The sequence below is a fragment of the uncultured Chloroflexus sp. genome, assembly GCF_938091255.1.
GTDB lineage: Bacteria > Chloroflexota > Chloroflexia > Chloroflexales > Chloroflexaceae > Chloroflexus.
In genome coordinates this window covers 1-19,068 of the sequence record NZ_CALLJH010000037.1, presented here as the reverse complement: position 1 = coordinate 19,068, position 19,068 = coordinate 1, and the positions used below count along the sequence as shown (strand labels likewise).

The 19,068-nt window shown below is 61.0% G+C and carries 6 protein-coding genes; all 6 read right to left on the bottom strand.

Annotation, left to right across the window (positions count from 1 at the left end; all coding sequences use genetic code 11):
- Window positions 1–147: 147 nt before the first annotated feature.
- A complete protein-coding gene (locus Q1A00_RS13315) occupies window positions 148–11,610 on the bottom strand; it encodes a LamG-like jellyroll fold domain-containing protein (RefSeq protein WP_298406498.1) in 11,463 nt (3,820 codons plus the stop codon).
- Window positions 11,611–11,835: 225 nt separating this feature from the next.
- A complete protein-coding gene (locus Q1A00_RS13310) occupies window positions 11,836–13,041 on the bottom strand; it encodes a glycosyltransferase family 4 protein (protein WP_298490688.1) in 1,206 nt (401 codons plus the stop codon).
- A 31-nt stretch (window positions 13,042–13,072) separates the two neighbouring features.
- Window positions 13,073–14,185 carry a glycosyltransferase family 4 protein gene (locus tag Q1A00_RS13305; protein ID WP_298406502.1) on the bottom strand — a complete coding sequence of 371 codons (1,113 nt, stop codon included), beginning with the start codon at window positions 14,183–14,185 and terminating at the stop codon, window positions 13,073–13,075.
- A 3-nt stretch (window positions 14,186–14,188) separates the two neighbouring features.
- Window positions 14,189–16,399: a hypothetical protein gene (locus tag Q1A00_RS13300; RefSeq protein ID WP_298406504.1), complete on the bottom strand. Its 2,211-nt coding sequence runs from the start codon at window positions 16,397–16,399 to the stop codon at window positions 14,189–14,191.
- A 50-nt stretch (window positions 16,400–16,449) separates the two neighbouring features.
- Window positions 16,450–18,105: a hypothetical protein gene (locus Q1A00_RS13295; protein ID WP_299757270.1), complete on the bottom strand. Its 1,656-nt coding sequence runs from the start codon at window positions 18,103–18,105 to the stop codon at window positions 16,450–16,452.
- Window positions 18,102–18,950: a bifunctional 2-polyprenyl-6-hydroxyphenol methylase/3-demethylubiquinol 3-O-methyltransferase UbiG gene (locus tag Q1A00_RS13290; RefSeq protein ID WP_298482891.1), complete on the bottom strand. Its 849-nt coding sequence runs from the start codon at window positions 18,948–18,950 to the stop codon at window positions 18,102–18,104. The genes Q1A00_RS13295 and Q1A00_RS13290 overlap by 4 nt, the downstream gene beginning before the upstream one ends.
- Window positions 18,951–19,068: the final 118 nt, after the last annotated feature.

The window sequence follows — 19,068 nt, the reverse complement described above, 5'->3', positions numbered from 1 at the left end:
GTGGGGGCGACAAGAGGGGGCCGGGGGTGGGGGGATGCGCCCCTTGCCCCCCTCTCCCACAAGGGGATGGCCCCCTCTCCCCTCGTGGGGGAAGGCCCGGCAGGCCGTCGCTATCGCTCCCTGAGGAAGCCGGCTCTCTGCTAAACCCTACCGGAAGATCACCGGTATAAAGACCCGATTCGGCCCGTTGAGCGGCAATGGCCCAATCGTGCGCGTATTGCCGGCGGCGTCGCGGGCCGTGATGTAGATGCGGTGCGGGCCGGGCACACTTAGCGACGCGATATAGCGCCACTGGTCGCCTTGCAAATCGGCGGCCCCGTTTTCAACCAATCCATCAGGCCGCTCTATCCGCACAGTGATGGCCGTGACCCCTACCGCGTCAGCATACGTCCCGCCGATCAAGACCTTCCCTACCGACAGCGGGGAGGCGGGCGGCAGCAACCCGCCAATGACGGTGGGCGCAACCGTGTCGATCACGTAGTCGAATTGGCGAGCCGGGCCGCGATTGCCGGCGAGGTCGATCGGTGTCAGCCGCACTTGCTGCGCCGCCTGCATCACTCCCGCGCGAATGGGTAGGGCGTAACTCCAGTTGTCGTTCTCGTCAACCCATACCTCGTCGCATTGGAAACCACGCCCATCCTGTTGGTTGACACAGATTTCCACTGCCCACGCCTGTCGGTCATCTTGCACCCGGCCATCGAGCTGCACCGTGCCCACGCCAACCGATCCTATACCCAAGCGCGCAACGCTCGCATCGCTCAAGATCAGGCGCGGCGCATTCGTATCCACGATCAGATCAACCGGATCGCTCCAATCGCTGGTCTGGCCGCCGGCATCGGTAGCGCGCACGCGTATCGTCACTGCTGTGCCGCCGGCTGGATTGCCGATGTTGACCGCGCATTGCCACTCGCCATCATCAGGAGTGGGGTCGGTGCAGGTAGTGATCGTGGGCGCAGCCGTTCCGACCTTTACCTCGACATCGATCTGCGGCACATCCGATTCGTCCCCCGCTTCACCAATCACCGTTACGAGACCGGGTTTGACGTAGGAAGATGGATTGCTGATAGCCACGTATGTTGGTGGCTCGATATCGACCGGATGGTCAACGAAGAACCAGTCGAGCGCACCATCAAAGCCGGTGGTGTCATCGTGGAAGGAGATGTCCACGGTGGCCCAGTCTTCGTCTTCACCGGCGTCGCGCGCGATTTGACGATCGACCACGCCGGTGAAGGTGGCTGTGCCGCTGGTGCTGGGGGCGATGGTTCCCAAGTTGATGAACTGTTCATAGTAGGAGCCATCCGGCCCGCTCACCAGCGTGCCGCCCGGTAATCGCAGCGATCCCCAATTGACAATCCACGCCTGCACATTGGTTGCTGGCGCTTCGCCCACATTTTCGTAGTGGATCGTGTAAGTGATGATCTGCCCTTCAAATAACGGCGGGTGATAGTTGTCGATCTCCATCAGGTTCTTACTCGCAACATGGGTATTGGTATCGAGCAGCAGCCCTTGGTCATCAATGAGTTCGTCGGTGAAAATCGAATAGATTGCGCCTACCGGTGTCGCGGTGATGCGGAAGCGCACGTCGGCGATGAGCTGACCTGCACTGGGGCATACACCGGGGCCGAGATTATCCCACGTGATGACGTTCGTTAGCTTGACTTGGTTGCTGATAGTTTCGCTGCTACGGCTGTTGAGCACGTGCGGGCTGGTGAGCGGGTTATTGGCCGGCATCACCGCCCACGTGCGCAGGCTGTCTTCTTCGGTAGCGTAGGCCACGATGCTAACCGGCGTTGTGGCTGGACTAGCGATGCCGAGCACCGCAAACGGCAGGTAGGCCTCGAACAGATCGGGTTGGGCAGCGTCAACCCACGCCTGCCATGCCCCGCTCACCGCCATCCATGCAGCGCCGTTCCAACGCAGCAGGCTGATAGTCTGTGCGTCATCGACCCGCAGCAGGTAATCGGGGGCAAAGGTGCCGGGGAAACGCAGATCGGGCTGGCCGGCTGGCATCCCTTGCGTATAGACCGCCGGTGCGCCGCCGGTAGCGGTATCGAGGTAGAGGTACAAATCCTCGCTGGCGCCCCAGATGGCGCCGCGCCATGCCACCCGCAACGCGCGATCATCCCAGCTCGCATAGAGCCGTTGCACGTCGCGGGTTGCGGCTAGTTCGCTGGCGCGGCGGGCCAAGGCGCTGTTTTGACCGACCAATGCGCACGCTCCATCGAGCCAGCCGGTGACAATCGCTCGCTCCGGCATTGTGAAGCCGGTTTGCGACACGGCATCAGGGGTGAGCGGTGTATCGTAGATGATTGGCCCAAAGGTTTGAATGCGTTGGTTGCCATTGGCATCTCGCTGCACCAGATGCGCGTAGAGGACGCTGCCTTCGGGCGGCGTAGGCAGATCATGGCTGCTGGGACCAGCACCATACGCGGTCAGGCTAGCCAGATTCGGCTCGCGATTGGTGCTCCAACCGGCAAGGAAGGTGACCGGACCAGCATTGTCACTTCCGGCAGCCCACTCCATCCGTAAACCGCCAACAGTGCGCACGGTGTCACCCTCATTTAAGGTTGTGCCACCGATCACGCGCAATGTCGCCGTCTGCGCCGCTGGCGGGCGCACATCCACGACCATCGGTTGCGCCACTGCGGTAATCGTCCGCCCGGCAGCATCTGTCGCCCGCAGATCCATCGTGAATGACCAATGATCGAGATCGTTGGCCGGTTGGTTGAGCGGCGCCCACCAGCGCCCGCTGACGGCCGGATCAGGAGCAGCATCGATCCACGCCACACCATCGAACGAGGCTTGCACACTCGTGATTACGCCGGTATCGGTCACCTGAAGGGGTAGGGCCAGTGTATCACTCAACGTCGTAGCCGTGGTCAAGACTGACGTGGCAAAGCTGATCGCGGTAGGTGCTGCCGTATCGACCAAGAGCGTGATCTGGCGGGTAGCGAGACGGTTGCTCTGATCGGTGACTTGTACGTCCAGCGCGTAGCGACCCTCTGCCGGCGGTGTCCACGCGGTCGAGAAGGAGCCGGTTAGATCGCCAGACCACACTTGCTCGAAGATCAAGCCGCCATCCACCAACACCCGCACCCGACCCAAGCCGGCATCAGCCCGCGCATTGCCGGCCACCGTGATCGGGGCAAACGTTGTGAGGACATTGCCGGTTGGCGAGGTGACGAGCAGATCAACCGCCGGCGCGGGTGGCGTGATCGGCTGCGGTGTGCCGCTGCCAGAGCGGCCTAGTGTATCTTGGGCGGTTGCAGTGGCGGTGTAGGTGCTATGCCCCGCGACAACATAGGTCACATCGCGCCCGTGAAGCAGCCGCAATTCATTGCTGAGCCGGCGCCACGCCGGGGGCTGGTAATAGACGAGAGTGTCGGTCTGTTCGAGGATCGTGCCGCTGGGCGGCGGGCAGGCTAACGTCGCGCTGGCAAGGTTGATGTCACGGGCTTGGCAAGTGATGGTGGTGCGTGCCAACGCACCGCTGCCCTGCTGGACTACCGTCACTGTCACCTGCGGTGCGCGCAGGTCAACCATGCCCCGCCAGACGATCTCGCCTGCCGGATCGACGGTGCGATTACCGAGCGCGTCGGCGGCACGCAGCGCCAGCGCATACATCCCGTCGAGGGTATTCGGGACGGGCAGACTCCACGTACTCGCGGCAGCGCCGGGTGCGGCGAGGGTGACGCTCTGCCACGCAAGATCCGCCGCGGCGCGCAGATGCGCAACTTCGTCGGCAGCGAGCGCGTAGCCGTACAGATAGACCTCATCGAGCTGGCCAGCGAACCCGCCTAGCCGCGCTTCGGCGGCGGGTAGCGTGCCGGCGGCGCAGGGAGTGCTGGCTACCGCCGCGCCATCGCCGTAGACGGCTAATGTCGCGCCGTCATAAGCCAAGGCGAGGTGCCGCCAACCCGTGCCGGCCAGCGTAAACGCGAGCGAGCACGCGCCGCTGTTACCGCGTAGTTGGGCGCTGGTGGTGGTGAGTTCGACGTGCCCGGCTTGGCCGGCTTGGCCGCGCTCAAACACCCTGCCAGAACCGTTGAGCCACGCCGCGACACTGAAGCTCGCGCGATCACCGAACCGGTCAGCAATGGTGAGGGTTTGCGCGCCGCTGAGATTGATCCCTTGCCCCACCCGGCCACTCGCAATGACCTGCGGGCAATTCACACCGCTACAGGTCGCGATCAGCGCCGCATCCACCGCGTTGGCAAACGCTTCGCTCCCTGCCGGTTCATCAAACGGCAGCCGCACCGCCGCGCCGGTTAGCGCATCGGCCTGCTCAAGCGGTATCCACACCGCTTCCAGCGTCTGCACCCCGCTTGCCACCGTGCCGGTGTCGGTCACGATGCCGGTCAGCGTGAGCGCAGCAGTGATGCGCTCGCCGGGATCGGTTGCCAATGTAATGGCCGGTGGCGTCGCGTCAAGCCTCAGCAAAGTAGGCCGCTCGACGATACGTACATTGCCGGCCAGATCGGCAGCGCGCAACGTAACGGTATACACGCCGGTCGGCGGCGTTACCCGCCCATCAAGCCCACCGCCGGTGGTGAGGCGGTAGTTGTGCTGCCACGTTCCCCCGGTCGCCGTCACCTCTTGAGCAAGGCTCGTCACCGCATCGGCGCTGGCCGGCAGCAACTCAAGCGTGAGTTGCGAACTGCCGCTAGCTGCATCGTTCAGGGTGCCGGTGAAGGGGAAGACCCAGCCGCCGCGAGCATCAAGCATAGGACGGACGATAGCCGATGGCACATCGGGAGCTATTGCCAGCGCTGGCGGGGTACGATCAACCAAGAACGTAACCGGCGCGCTTGGCGCACTTTGGTTGCCGGCGGCGTCACGGGCGCGCACACGCAGGGTATGCGCCCCTTCTGCCAAGCCGCCAACATCAATCGTCGCGGCCCACGTCGCTCCCGGCGGCACTGCCTGCCACGCGCCGTTATCCAAGCTGATTTCAACCAGTTCGATAGGATTCGCATCGGTAATCACCCCGCTCACCACCAGACCGCTATTCACGTTGGCTGCCGGCACGTAGCCGCCATCAACCAGCGAAAGGATGCTTGCCACCGGCGGTGTGTTGTCAACCACCAAGCGTAATGGTGTGGGCAGCGTACCGCTATCAAGCAAACCAGACTCCTCGCCAACCAACTCGGCCTGCACCGACCCGATCTGCGCGCCGCCGCCGCTCAACCCTGCCGGCGCGACGACGCACGGCTGGCTAGCGGCGCACGCTAGCGCCGCGCTCACGCCTGCAGGAGCGTCAACTAGCCACGCAAAGCGTTGCGGGCTGCCCAATAACCGGTTCTGCTTATCAACGGCCTGATAGATCAGATGAGCACGACCGGCGATGCGCGCGCCAGCGGCAACCACAAAGTGATCGGCAGCGGCAGCTACAGTTGGACTGGTTAGCGCAGCATCGCCATCCGAGAGCAATGGCGCCTCGTCGAGCACCGCCGTCCCAGTTAGCAGGCGGCCCATCACTGAACCGTTGCGCAGGTAGACTAGCAAAGCCCGCCCGAAGGCCGCGCTGTAGGCCAGCGCTGGCGCAGTCTCATCGCCGGATGTGGCAGTGACTTGGACGGGAGCAGACGCACCGCCATCGTCGATCCGCACCAGCCAAATATCGCGTTGCGATGCCGAACCGCGTTCGTAGGCAATCAGATAGTTCGCGCCGGCGGCGACGACTGCCACCGCGCTGCCAGTCTGCGCATTGCTATCAAGCGCCAGCAGCGAACCGACGACAGTGCCATTCGCAGCAACGCGCTGCGCACGCACGACGCCATTGTCAATCCATGCCACAACAACATCACTCCCGTTGCTCGCCACTGCCGGCGCAGTCCCGTTACCAAGATCGACCGGCGTCGAAATGGTACTGCCGGCAACACGAGCCGCGCGAATGGTGCCGCCGCTTTGCCACACCACAAGGCATGCACTGCTCAGACAAGCTACGGTCGGCTGCGTCCCGGTGCCAACATTGACCGGCGTCGGTAGGGTGTTCGGCTGAGTAGCGAAGAGCTGGACTTGGCCACCGCTCGCCGTCACTAGCGCGTATGGTGCTGCGGCGCCGGGAGCGGCCGCCACTGCTACCGCGCTTACATCGGCTCCGGCCCGTTCAACAAAGGCCGGTTGCACCCAGCGCGCGGTGGGATTCCCGCCCAAACTGTACTGCGTGATCGCGTCGAGCACGAATGGCCCTTCTGGCGTACCAGCCGGGATCGTGAGATTGGTGACAAAGCTCTGTTCTTGCCCCGGCAGCAACTCGAACGACTGCGCCGGGAAACTAGTCAGCGGCGTATTCAGCCATACTGTCCCCCGCAGCGGACGACCATCGGGCGGCAAGTAGCGTAACGTGACCGTATAGACCAGCGATTGGCCGGGCCGCACGACGAGGTTGTCATCATTCACCACATGGAACACGCCAATCGGCGCTTGTGGTGCTGTAAGTGTAGAAGGGGTACTAGCCAGCTCTATTGCTGCCAACGTCGCTAAGCCCGGTTGCATGCTCACTTCAGCCGCCGGTAGCGCGCGGGTGAACAGCCGAGCATGAGCGAGCACACCCACAAACCGTTGCGGGATATGCTGGCGATCACCGAGTCGCAATTCATTCTGCGACCAATCAACATCGCCGATCGCACCAGCACCGTTGTAGGTATGCACCGCCGTACCGTTGAGATAGGTCGTTACGACACCCCGATTGTAGGTCACTGTTACATGCGTCCACTGATTGAGCGGCGCCACCGCCCCGGTGTTGATCCACGTCCAACCGGGATTGGCGTTGGCAAAGGCCCACTGAATGGTGCCATCGGGGAAGCGCGCAACTTCATACTCGCCTTCGCGGTTGATCAATATGCCGTTAGCGTTGGCGGTAGGATAGATCCACACCGCAAAGGTCATCTCATCCGCCATGCGGAACCGCTCATCGCTGATGACCAAAAACTGATTGCCGTCGAAGCTTGTGCCGGTGCGTCCGGCCATCGTCACCCCGGTGGCGGGACAAGCCCCTGCCGGGCAGTTAAACCCCATCCCGCCAAATGCGTCGGCAAAGGTCGTGGCAAGCGGCCACGCGCCGAGACGCGAACGCGCCGCTACCGAACCGCTTTGATTGAGCCAGACGGCATCAGATGCGCCATCGCCGCGCGAATCAGCCGCCAGCGGGCTGGTACGGATCAGCAAAAGCCGCCCGCTTACCGTCACCAACTGGCCGTTCACCTCTTGCGCATCGCTGAGGCCATCGCCATCGGTGTCTACGCGGGTCGGGTCAGTGCCCCAGCGCGCCTCAACCAGATCGCTCAAGCCATCGCCATCGGTATCGGCCAGCCGCGGATTGAAGCGCATCCCTTCGTTAGCGCGTTGTAGCTCAAAGGCGTCGCTCAAGCCATCGCCATCGGCATCCCACGTGCTCTCGTTGGGATCGACTTCGCGGCGAAGACCATCAAAGTCGGCGTCGGGCAATGGTGGGAACGACACACTCCCACCCCAATCCATCCGTACAAACTCATCCAGCGTCGACGGAAAGACATCGAACACCACGCTCTCGGCCAAGCGCGTATTATAGCGTTGCACACCATCATACGCCCCGCACCAGAGGAAGATACACCGCTTGTAGGGCAAATTAAAGGCCGTATTCATCCATAGCGCCGTCGAACGGTTGATCCCCGCCGGGAAGGAGAAATCAACAAAACGCGGATATGAGTCTTGGATCGGTGGCCAACTGGGCCAAACATCGAGATTCTGCTCGTAGGTAGCCAACGCAGCCGCGCCGGAGACGCGCTGACGAGCTTGCCAGTCATTCCACGGGTTGCCAAACCAACGATTGCCAATCCGGTTTGGATTCCACGCTAGATTCGGGTAAATGGTCGCGCTAAAGCGAAGCGGGTTCCACGCCGTCATACCTGCCGCCGGATGAACCAGTCCCAAACTCGTGTCACCTACTGTTGGGCGCACGGTCAAATAGCGCGACTCGTCAACGATAAAGCGCGCGATCTGTTGGAACAGCCACGATGAGAATGATGTCGCGCGGCCTAAAATCAGCGAGAGAATCACCGACAGCACCGCGTCGAGAATGGTAATGACGGCCACAATGATAAAGCCGACTTTAGGAATGAAGGTCAGCGCGGTCAAGAACACGATCCACGCAACCTGCAAGACCGTCGCAATGATCAGTTGGGCCAACGCTACACCCGACAACTGGTTCGAGACCGCTTCGTAGATCGCTAAGCCAATTGTCGCCACGACCAGCACCCCGCCCACAAAGATCGTGAGCGCCGCCGAAGCCGCCGTAATCTTCTGCAAGCCGAATTTGGCGATCAGGATAAGATCAATGCCGTTTTTTACAATTGTGGCAATCGATGACGTAACGTGTGAAATTAGCTCCATCCCACCGGTCAATAGCCAGCGATTGAGTTCGGGCGAAATCTGCCCGAGCTGAGCCGTTGCCGCCAAGATTAAACCAGTCACCAGTGCAGCTACGATTGCGCCATGGAGCGCGTCTTTCGCTTTCGCCTTGAAACTGGTCATGAACTTGCTCGAAACTGCATACGCCGTCGCTGCACCGCGAACTGAGCTAATTGCTAGTGACTTTACAACACCGCCGATCATTTTCAACACCGTGTTGGTGTCTGTCCCCTGCGCTGGTCCTAGAGCTGCAATTGCATACTTAAGCGCACCTGTCCCTTGCGCTGCCAACGCGGTGTTGCTCTGAGCCAACGACGTATCGGGACTGGCAACGTCAATCATTAGACGCTGCTCGCCATTGGCCACCAACGCCATCACGCCTTGGATCAGCACGGCAAGATAATTGCGCAACAACACAAGCTGGCCTTCGCGCGTCTCTTCGTCGGTGCTGGCTTGGTCGCGATGCCGTTCGATGAAGCGTTGCACCGTCTGCTCTGGCGATAAGGTGCGCCAATCACCGCCGGAAAACTCATAGCCGGTCATGCTCAGATAATTGGCCGTCTGCACCAACACCGCATTCTGGCCGCTGGTCGCCAGATTCATGGTCAAGACGGTATCTGACCACGTGGCATTGCTGCCCAAGCTGTCAAAGTTGAGAGCGCGGAAGGTCTCACTGCGCAGATGGAGAATCAACGGCTGGGTATAAGCCGGTATCTGCGCCAACAAATTGCGGTTGAGCGTGGCCGCGTCACGTGCCATACTGAGCGTATCGCTGCGCGTATATGCGCTGGCGAGGAAGATATTCGGCAAGTTCCAACGTTCTTGGGCCGGTACGCTGCCATTGCTCAGGCGATGGAAACGATTGGCCAGCGTCGCTGGGGAGAGATCAGCCCGCGCACGCATAAAACTCTGGTTTAACCCGTTGATCAGGGCCAAGAGTGCATCATCGCGCGCAACCGCATCACCTTGCGCTTGAGGATCGGCTACGACCAACGCACCCACCACGCCGTGCTCTTCACGCACCTGCATACCGGTTAGCAGCCACGATTCAGTGTCATAGACATGAATCAGACCGGGTTGGTCAAAGCCATCAACGTCATTTTTCATCTGCACGGCCCACACTAACCGCACGCGGTGAGCATTGCCCCACGCCGCTGCGCCTCGATAGAGCATCCGGCCCGAAAACGCCACCCGCTCGCCGGTCTGATTATCGGTGACCAGACTGAGCGGTACGTAAGCGACGATGGTACTGGCATCAGACTGACGCAAGGTAATGCCTTGGGCGCTCAATAACGGTGACGAGAGGTTGCCATTGCCGTTGTCGGTATACGGCGGCAATGTAGCGAATGAATTGGCCGGAATCGAAATTTCGAGCAACGGCAGCAGTTGGATGTCATCAGTAGTATTGTTACGATCCTGTACCTGCCCGGCGCTATCGTTTGGCCAATCGAAACGGCTTTGCGCATACCATAGTTGACGTACATTTTGTGGGCGCACCTGAAAATCTACCGCTACCAGCCGATCGACGCTCAGGTTATCGAATTTGAGCCACAGCGCACGATCACCGCGAAACGCACCGCGATCGCCTGAGTGTGTCAACGGCGAAAGATCGAGTCGGTCGGGTACGCCATCGTTATCGTCATCGTAGTCAAACGCATCGGGTATGCCATCGCCATCGTTATCGCGCGCTACCAACAAATTGCCGCTCCGGCCCACTTCAAGACTATCGAGCACGCCATCGCGATTAGTATCCTGTGCCAGCGGATCGAGCCGCCAATCGCGACTGCCATACGAGAACCCCACCGCTTCGGCAAAGTCGCTTAATCCATCACCGTCGGTATCGGCATCAAACGGGCTAGTGCCAAGAAACTGCTCTTGGAAGTCGGTCAAGCCATCACCATCAGTATCACGACCATCATCAACCAGCGCCGCCGGCGTGCTCGTTACCGCCGTCGCAGCCTGCACGGTAAGCGCCGTCAGACGAGCAGGGCCATCGGCAGCCGCTTGCGGGTTGGTTCCGAGCAACATCTCTTGCGCATCACTCAGACCATCGCCATCGCTATCGACCGTTGCATAGCCGCGCGCCTCACTCAACCACACATCGGCCAACAAACGCGCCGCCGCTACATCGGGCGGCAGTTGTGCTTCACTTGACCGTGCAGATGCTAACTCATCTTGCGCTCGACGGCGCTGAACCGTCTGTGCAGCCCCCTCGGCCTGCGTTGCATGCACACGCTGCGCCGTGAGTAACGGGCCACCCACTAGCGCCGCAATCAGCGCCACCGCCAAACCGCCGGCCAGCCGGCGCGAACCGCGCCAGCGGATCAACACGATCACGGCGCCTAAACCAGCCAATAAAGCGCCAATCACCGGCAAAGCCGCATCGCTTGCCCCGCGCAACACCCCTAGCCACTGCTGCCAGAATAACGGCATCTTCAGCGGCAGCGGGCCGAAATCGGCAAAATCCATGGTCAACTGCGCGCGGCTGGCCGGTTGATCGCCACTGGCTGGCAAGACTAAATGCAACACTTGCCGCGCCGGCAAACCGTCAGCAGCGAGCCACAGCTCACCAGAGCCGCGCAAACGGCTATACTCATCCGCCGGACGCAGCTCTATTCCCGGTGGCAAGCGATTCGCTTGCCGCAGCGCTTCCTGCTGCCGTTCACGCAGATAGCGCTCGAGCGCCATCGCATCAATCTGAAAGGCATAGCGCATCACCACACGCCCAGCCACCTGCTCCTCACCTAGCGGCTGCACATCGCGCACCGCGTTCAGATATCCCAACACATCACCGCCGGGTGCAAACAGATCGCCAAGACCGCTATACTCCTCCCATGCCCCCTCGCCTTGGCGCACCCACGTCTGCCCGGCGACAATGCGCAGCGTCACACTGCCCTCACCGGTCTGCACATTCCCGCCCTGCGTCCATAATCGCAGCTCGGTCGTCTCAGCCGGCAGATCGGCCTTACCTTGCAGGTAGATTTCGTGCCGGTCAGGCGGCTGACCAGCATGCACCGGCGAAGCAAGCGGGTCGGCAACAATCGTCGCCGTAGCGTCAAACCGGTAGCTCCCGGCGCTCAGCACGCGCTGCCAAGCAGCGCGAATCGGATCAGGATTCGCCACCGGATGTAAGCGCACCGCAATTAACAACAGAAAGAGGGAAATAAGCGCAACCGAGGCACCAGACGTAGGGAGCGAGAGATGGCGCTGCTGGCGCATAGCGAAACCTCCAAAACATTAGGCAATGATGAACAAGAGTTTTGGAAAACACCATTGTGTGTGAACATACATCGTTTGCGCAACAAAACCATTACAAGACAAACCGTAGGGGCACAGCGTGCTGTGCCCCTATGCCCCTACGACACCACACGCCGTGCCCCTATGCCCCCTACGACACCACACGCTGTGCCCTCGCTGCCCCTCTCAGTAAAGTGTGCTGTGCCCCTACAATACCGACCGATACACCTCGATTACCTGCATAACTAACCGCTCTGGCGCAAACCGTTCACGCAGCGCGCGCCGCCCGCCAGCGATGAGCCGTTCCCGCAACGCTTGATCGTCAAGCACGCGCAGGATCGCCTCAGCCAACGCCTTGGCATCGTTGTACGGGATGAGCAAGCCGTCTTCACCATCACGGATCAGTTCGTTAAGCACTGGAATATTGGTACTAACCACCGGCACCCCTGCCGCCATCCCTTCCAACACCGGCAACCCAAACCCCTCGTAACGCGAGGGAAAAGGCAAAACGGCACTCGCCCGCAAGAGGGCTAGTTTTTGCTCTTCGCTGAGGGTACCGAGAAAATGGAGGTTAGCGGCTACACCCAGCTCGCTAGCTAATCGTTGCAATTCTGCCCGCTGAGCCGGATTGTGGGTAACAAACACGAAGCTCGCCTGCGGATGACGGGCAATAATCGCCGGCATCGCCGCTACCAGCACGTCGTAGCCTTTGCGCGGCGTAAGCTGACCAATGTAGGGAATGATCGGCTGCGAAAACGTTGCCTCAAGTGATGGTGCTGGCCCATCCATAAATGTCATATCGAGCCAGAGTGGTACTACGCTCATCGGTTGGGTGAAGCCGAGTTCACGGAGAACCTGCGCTTCGTGTTGCGAACAGGGGATAAACGCCGCTACATCGCGCAACGGGCGATGAATCGCGTAGTTGCGCCAGTGATCGCGCCACCGCCCGTCGCGCAGACCGCGTGTGATCAGTTGCGGAAGGGTGTAAATGAGCCATTCTGGGTGAATGGTTGATTCGTATGGCCGCTCGCGGTCGGCCACTAGCCAGCGGTCGTGATAAGGGCCAAGCCACGTCCATACCACTGGCACGCCGCGCCGCCGCAGCCAGCGCACCGCTTGCAACGCCAACACGTTACGCGGATGGATCACGTGGGCAATATCAGGCAGCGGCAAGCTCTCTAACGCTGCAATTGTCTCGCGCCCCGGCCAAAGCTGCGGTTTTACTCGCCGCACAACGATGCCGTCAATCTCCTCGGCCCGTTCTGTTAGGCCAAGGTGCGGCTGATCGGGTTGCCAATAGGTCAATGCCGTCACTTCGTGACCGGCAGCCACCAGCGCCTGCCCCAGCGTTCGTTCCGGCCAATTACGAAACGCACGGCTCACACCGCCAAGACCAACAATCAATACCCGCATAATCCTTGTACAGGCACAGCGTGCTGTACCCCTACACCCCTACCGCCCGATACACCGCTTCAATCCGATCAACTACCGCCGGCCACGCAAACTGCGCCGCCCACGCTGGGGCCGCTGCCGCCAGCGCCGCCCGCCGGGCCGGATCGGCGAGCAACTTGTTGACCGCTGCCGCCAGCGCTGCCGGATCACGCGGCGGCACCAGTAGACCAGTTTGCCCATCTGCCACGACCTCAGCGAAGCCGCCAAAGCGGGTGGCCACCACCGGTAACCCGCACGCCTGCGCTTCAACCGGCCCAATCCCGAAGGTTTCGCTGGCATGGCTAGTAGCGACCAGCAGATCAACCGACGAATAAAGTATCGGTAGATGCTGACGTGGCAAACTCCCAAGAAAACGGACTCGCTTACTTACGTCAAGTTCATCGGCAATGGCTGCGAGGCGTGACCGATCTTCACCATCGCCGGCGATCAGCAACACTGCCTGCGGAATCTGCGGCAATGCCCGGATCGCCGTCTCGACCCCTTTCCACGGTTGGAGCCGGCCTACGAACAGTAGCAACGGCGCAGTCGCCGCTACCCCCAGCCGCGCGCGCAGGGTGGGGTCGGGCGGTTGCGGGTGAAACAAGTCGGTATCGATCCCGTTAAAGACGACTACCGGTGTGAAGCCGTAGCGCCCGGCGATGGTCTGCGCATTAAAACGCGAGCACGACACAGCGGCATCGACATATTGGGCCAGCCAGCGATCACCGCGATAAAAGTCTTCACCATGGCAGCCGAGGATGACCTTAGCGCCGCTCAGCCGGCGAGCCACGAGTGCCGGTAGCAGATCATAAGGTTTTTGCAGGTGAATAATCTGGTATTTGCCGCGCACCAATGTTGGTAACGCCGCTACCGCCATCGTCAGCCGTTCGAGTAGCTTGGCCTCGGCGTATGCCCGCCGCAACGGCGGCAGTGCCTGCCAAAACTGGCGCGAGATAAAGGGAAAGGTATACACCCGCGCGCCGGTAATCTCGCGCCGGTGACCAACCCCGCCGAGAATATCCACCTCATGCCCACGCTTCACCAGCTCGCGGGCCAGATCCCAGACAAAACTTTCGACACCGCCAATTTTGGTGGTCGTGGTCAGATTGTAAAGTGCAATCCGCATCGTTTACCAGATGGTGTAGAGCGTTAGTTTCATCACCACAAAGAATGCTAACGTCAGCCCAAAGTAGAGGACTAGTCGCCGACCCTGCCGCACTGTCTCGCCACCAAGGCTATGATACGCCGCCAACACCGCGACCAATGGATAGGTAAACATCCAGATCCGTTCGACTTCGCGGTTGAAAAGACCACTGAGCCACATACCGAGAACGAACGCACCTAGCGCGCCGAGCAACGCTGCCCATGCCGGCTGCCACCGTTCGCGGCCCGCCCGCAGGTAGAGTGCGCTGAGCGCCGTCAATACCCACGGCGTCACAAACACGAGGTACGAAACCAGATTGGCAGCGGCAAAACGCAAGTAGTAGTCGTAACTCGGCGGTAGGAAGGGGGTTGGCGGTGGGCCGTATTCGCGAAACCGCTCCATCATCTCGCCGTTGATCTGGGTGGCGAGGCGCGAGGCGCTGATGACGTTAAATCCGGTAGTGAGAAAGATGAGCAGATAGATGACGACAATCACTCCGGCAGCGATCGCGCCTTGCCGCACAATTACCAGCAAGGTTGTGCGCCAGCCAGCCTGCGCGCCGTGCCGGGCCAGCGCCAATGCCGCCACCGCGACACCAAAAAAGAAAAGCTGGGTGGCGGCGTAGGTCATAAAGAGCGCGGCGGCAATACTGAGACCAGATATGATCGCTAGCGCCGGTCGTTGCGGCGGCTCAAGCGCGAAGAAGAAGCTTGCCGCACCGATGGCAATCAAAAGGCTGAATACGCCATCGAGTGAGGTGACGCCGTAGATCATCTGACCGGGTAACACCACTGCCAGCATCCCGGCAGCTAGCGCCAATTGGCTGCCGCCAAGCCGCCAGCCCACCCATACCGCGACCAATGGTATGAGCGCCGTCAACCCAATCGTGATCCAACTGGTTGCAACCGGCCCCGGCCCGAAGACCTGCTCGATCAGCCACAAAAACAAGATTGCCCCCGGCGGGTGGGTGCTGCCATGCACCGACAACTGCGGCGCGATGGTCTCGAAGTTGGCCATAAACCCGATTGGATCACCCGCCACATACGGCGTGTCGCGCAGGTATTCGTAAGGGCTATCGCGAAACAGCGCAATCGGCGCATCAATCCCATGCACGGCGATGTCGAACGCCACCGGCAACACGAGCGCGCCGAGCAGGGTATAGACCACAACCGGAACCGGTTGCAATGGCCGCGCCAGCCAGCGCCAGCCGATGGTGAACCAGAGGATTGCCAGACCAATCGGCACTATCACCCACCACGTCGGCGAGGGATCAATCCGCGATTTGAGCGGCCAGACGCCGCTGTGACCGCTGATGCGTTGTAATAACCAAAACGTACCGATCAGGGCCACACTCCAGAAAAGAATGCCGGCTAGGTCGTACATCCATGGACGCCGCAAGTGAAGCCATCGCGCGCCGGCCAAGCCGAGTACGCCCATCCAAACTCCAACTACAGTTGGTAAGGCCCACCGCAACGTCCCGGCGCCAAACGGCACGAATCCCCCAATGAGGGTGTACGAGATCACAACACTGACGAGCGTCACCAGCCCAGTTGCTAACAGCAGCGGCACACCGCTGAAATGCAGCAGCGCTAGCCAGCCAATTGCCAATGCCAGTCCGGTTGCCAACCCTGCCGGCGCGGGGATGACTCCTCCGGCAACCGCCAACGGCATCACCCTTAGCCCATGAAACGGCACTCCTAGCCAGCGTGGATTGTTCGGATCACGTACTGCACTACTCTGAATAGTTAGACAAACGTTCGCGCCTGCTTGCTGGTCAGCTCCGGTGATCATCGTGTAGCGGCGCAGCTCCGTTGTCAATGGCACAGCTACTGGCTCAGCTTGACCAGCCACCAACGTTACCTCATTAGTGCCAAGCGAACGTGCATATGCGCCAGCAAGCCACACCGTCACTAGACTACGCGGCGCATACCCGACCCCCTCAACACATACCTGACTATCGCCATCAGTCCAGCGAAAATCGCCCCATTCACCGGTTTCAACTTGATTCAAACCGGCCAACAACCAACGGCTCGCACTTGCCGGCGCTATAGTCAGTGGCTGGCCAGCATTAGCAGTCAGCCAGTTGAGTCCGATGACAAACAGGGTAATCGTGACATACGCTGCTAGTACCTGCCACAGCACCAGCTTATTGAGAGTAGGGAAACGACGCTTCAACTGTTGGGTTATCGTTGTCATGAGTAACGTCTGCACCCACCTTCGCGCTTCTAAGTTGAGCTGGCTAACCCTCAAATCAACCGTTGTATCACCCACTGGAACGGCAACCGCAACTTCAGCACCTGCGCCCGGTCAGCCGGGTCGAGCCCGCCGAGCAAGCGCAGCGCCAGCAAGAAAATCACCGCGCCAACCGCAGCCAACGCGAGTAATTGCAGGGCTAGCCCAAGGCGCGCAACCAGATCGATCTCGCCGGCAGGCACACCAATGATGCCACGCATGCCGGCCACCGCCAACCCCATCACCGCTGTCGCTGCGCTCACCCGCAGGGTAAAACGCCACGGCCAGCGCAAACCGAGCAGCCCTATCCCGGCCAGTGTTGCCCACAAGCCGGCTGCCACCCGCGCTAAACCAAACGTCAATGCCATGCCGATCAAGCCGAATTGGGCTGGCAACCAGAGTGCCAGCGCCACTACGGTGAGCAATGCCATTAGCCGGGCCGCGATCACCGTGCCGAGCCGCTCGTGAACCATCAACGCATTGTGGGCCGTGGTGAGCATACTCTCGCTAAACAAACACGGCGTCAGCACCCACACAATCGGCGCTGCGTCGAGGTACTGCGGGCTGATCACCAATAATCCCGGCCCGGCCAACAACACCAATCCTACCCCGCCGGGCACCATCAGCAATAGCTGCAAACGCACCAACGATTGGTAAGCGCCATTAGTAGTACCGCCTTCACCCTGCCGCACCCGCGCAAACAACGGCACCTGCACGCCAACCATAGGGGTGTAGAGGTAACTGAGCGCCATCCGAACTAGTAACGCACCGGCGGCCAATAGCGACACATCGCGAATATCACTGTTAAAGAAATTGATAAACTCAAAACTGGCAATAAAATCGGTCGCCGTCATAAGATACGAGACAGCCGCATAGCGTACAAAGCCGGGGGGCAACGCCTGCCGCAGATCACGCAACCCGTCACGCAGATCGGCCAGTAATCCCAGCCCCGGCTCCATCTCTAACCCTGCTTGCAAGCGCCACACCTGCCAACCGGCCAGCGCCACCGCAATCGCCGGTGCCAACACCATCGCCACCAATACACCAAGAATGTCCCACCGGTCGGGCAAGGCTAAAATCGCGATGACCACCAATACCTGCGGCAATAGGCCGGCAGCCAGCGCAATGCTATTCCATGCTTTTTGGCGGAAGAAGCTGCTCAACACCGCCATCAGCAAATCGTACAATGCGCCTAGCCCCAACAAGATCACAATCGCAGCGATGATGAGCCAGTGAAACTCGGCCACGAACTGGCTTAGTTCAGCCCGCGCCACTGCCTCGACCGCGACCTCGCCGCTGAGCAAGCCTTGCAAATAGCGTTCAATCCGGCGATGGCTCAGCGCCAAGCCCAGTGCAATCACCAGCAAAATCGCCAATTGCAGCGTTGCCACCAACAGAAAGAGCCGCCGCGCCGCTCGCGTACCGCCTGCTCGCTCGGTTTCGGGAATGTATTTGGGCAAGGCGCGGGCAATACCAAGATCGAGCGCCGTCCCAAACAGATTGCTCGCCCCACGCACCAGCGCCAGCAAACCGAATGCCGCCTGCGAAAGCTGATTGAGCTTCACCAGCGTCGCCAGCACTTCCGCCAGCAAGCGCAACGGCGCAAAGAGCGTATTCCACCACACCGCCCGCGACACCTGCGTCGCCAGCGAAGGACGTCGCGCCGTCATGCGCCCTCCTTACGCAGGTCAAGCTCAAACATGCCGGTGTAAAAACTCCGTTGCCAGTGGTAGGCCACTCGTTCTAACCCAGCCCGTCGCAAGAGCGCCCGCACCGCCCGCCGCCATGGCCTCCGGCTTGGCAAGTGTCCGGCCAGCAGCGCCTGCTCGCGCAGATCGGTCACGGCAAAGCCAAGCCGCTCGCACAGCCGCACCAGCTCGTGGTAGTGAAAGTAGTGCATCTCGCTGAGTCGCTGCATATCGCGGAAGGCTGCACCGCGCTTCGTGCGTCCGCGCAGCTCGATTAGCGCCTCGGCCACCGGTCGCGGCAACCAGTTGATCCCGCGCATGTGGTAGTGCGGATCGATCCAAGCCCGCCGGTTGATCGCCGTAATCAGCGCATGGCCACCGGGCCGCAACGTGCGCGCGATCTCGCGCAACACCGCTACCGGGTCTTGCACGTGTTCAAGTACATCCCACGCGACGACCAAATCGAATGCGGCACTCGGCAACGGCAATGATTCGCCAGCAGCGTTGACAATCGGGAAACGCAAGTCGTAACGCGCTGCGCGCAAGCGAATGATCTGGCAATACGCCGGGTTGTACTCGCACGCCGTCACCTGCGCGCCAGCCAGCGCCGCCGCTACCGCAAACCCGCCCATCCCTGCGCCAAGGTCAAGCACCCGCGCGCCGCGCAACTCGCCAATCGCCACGCGCGCTTGCGCCAAACGCTCATCTTGATACCGCTCTTGGCGCAACCGGCGCTCACGCCACGCCGCAAAATCGCGCCGCCACGTCATATGTTGCAACCACGGATCAATCGCCAATGCGAGTTGTTCGTCTATGTCGGTCGTCATACTTACTCGCCCTATTCACTACCTATGCCGGAATGCATGGTCGCTATTTCCCCCCTCTCCCCTCGTGGGAGTGGAGACCCTTCCCCCCCTCTCCCCTTGTGGGAGAGGGGGCAGGGGG

Bases quoted from the DNA above. Each gene is read 5' to 3' on its own strand.
- Q1A00_RS13300 (WP_298406504.1), bottom strand. From the start codon at position 16,399: ATGACAACGATAACCCAACAGTTGAAGCGTCGTTTCCCTACTCTCAAT.
- Q1A00_RS13310 (WP_298490688.1), bottom strand. From the start codon at position 13,041: ATGCGGGTATTGATTGTTGGTCTTGGCGGTGTGAGCCGTGCGTTTCGT.
- Q1A00_RS13305 (WP_298406502.1), bottom strand. From the start codon at position 14,185: ATGCGGATTGCACTTTACAATCTGACCACGACCACCAAAATTGGCGGT.
- Q1A00_RS13290 (WP_298482891.1), bottom strand. From the start codon at position 18,950: ATGACGACCGACATAGACGAACAACTCGCATTGGCGATTGATCCGTGG.
- Q1A00_RS13315 (WP_298406498.1), bottom strand. From the start codon at position 11,610: ATGCGCCAGCAGCGCCATCTCTCGCTCCCTACGTCTGGTGCCTCGGTT.
- Q1A00_RS13295 (WP_299757270.1), bottom strand. From the start codon at position 18,105: ATGACGGCGCGACGTCCTTCGCTGGCGACGCAGGTGTCGCGGGCGGTG.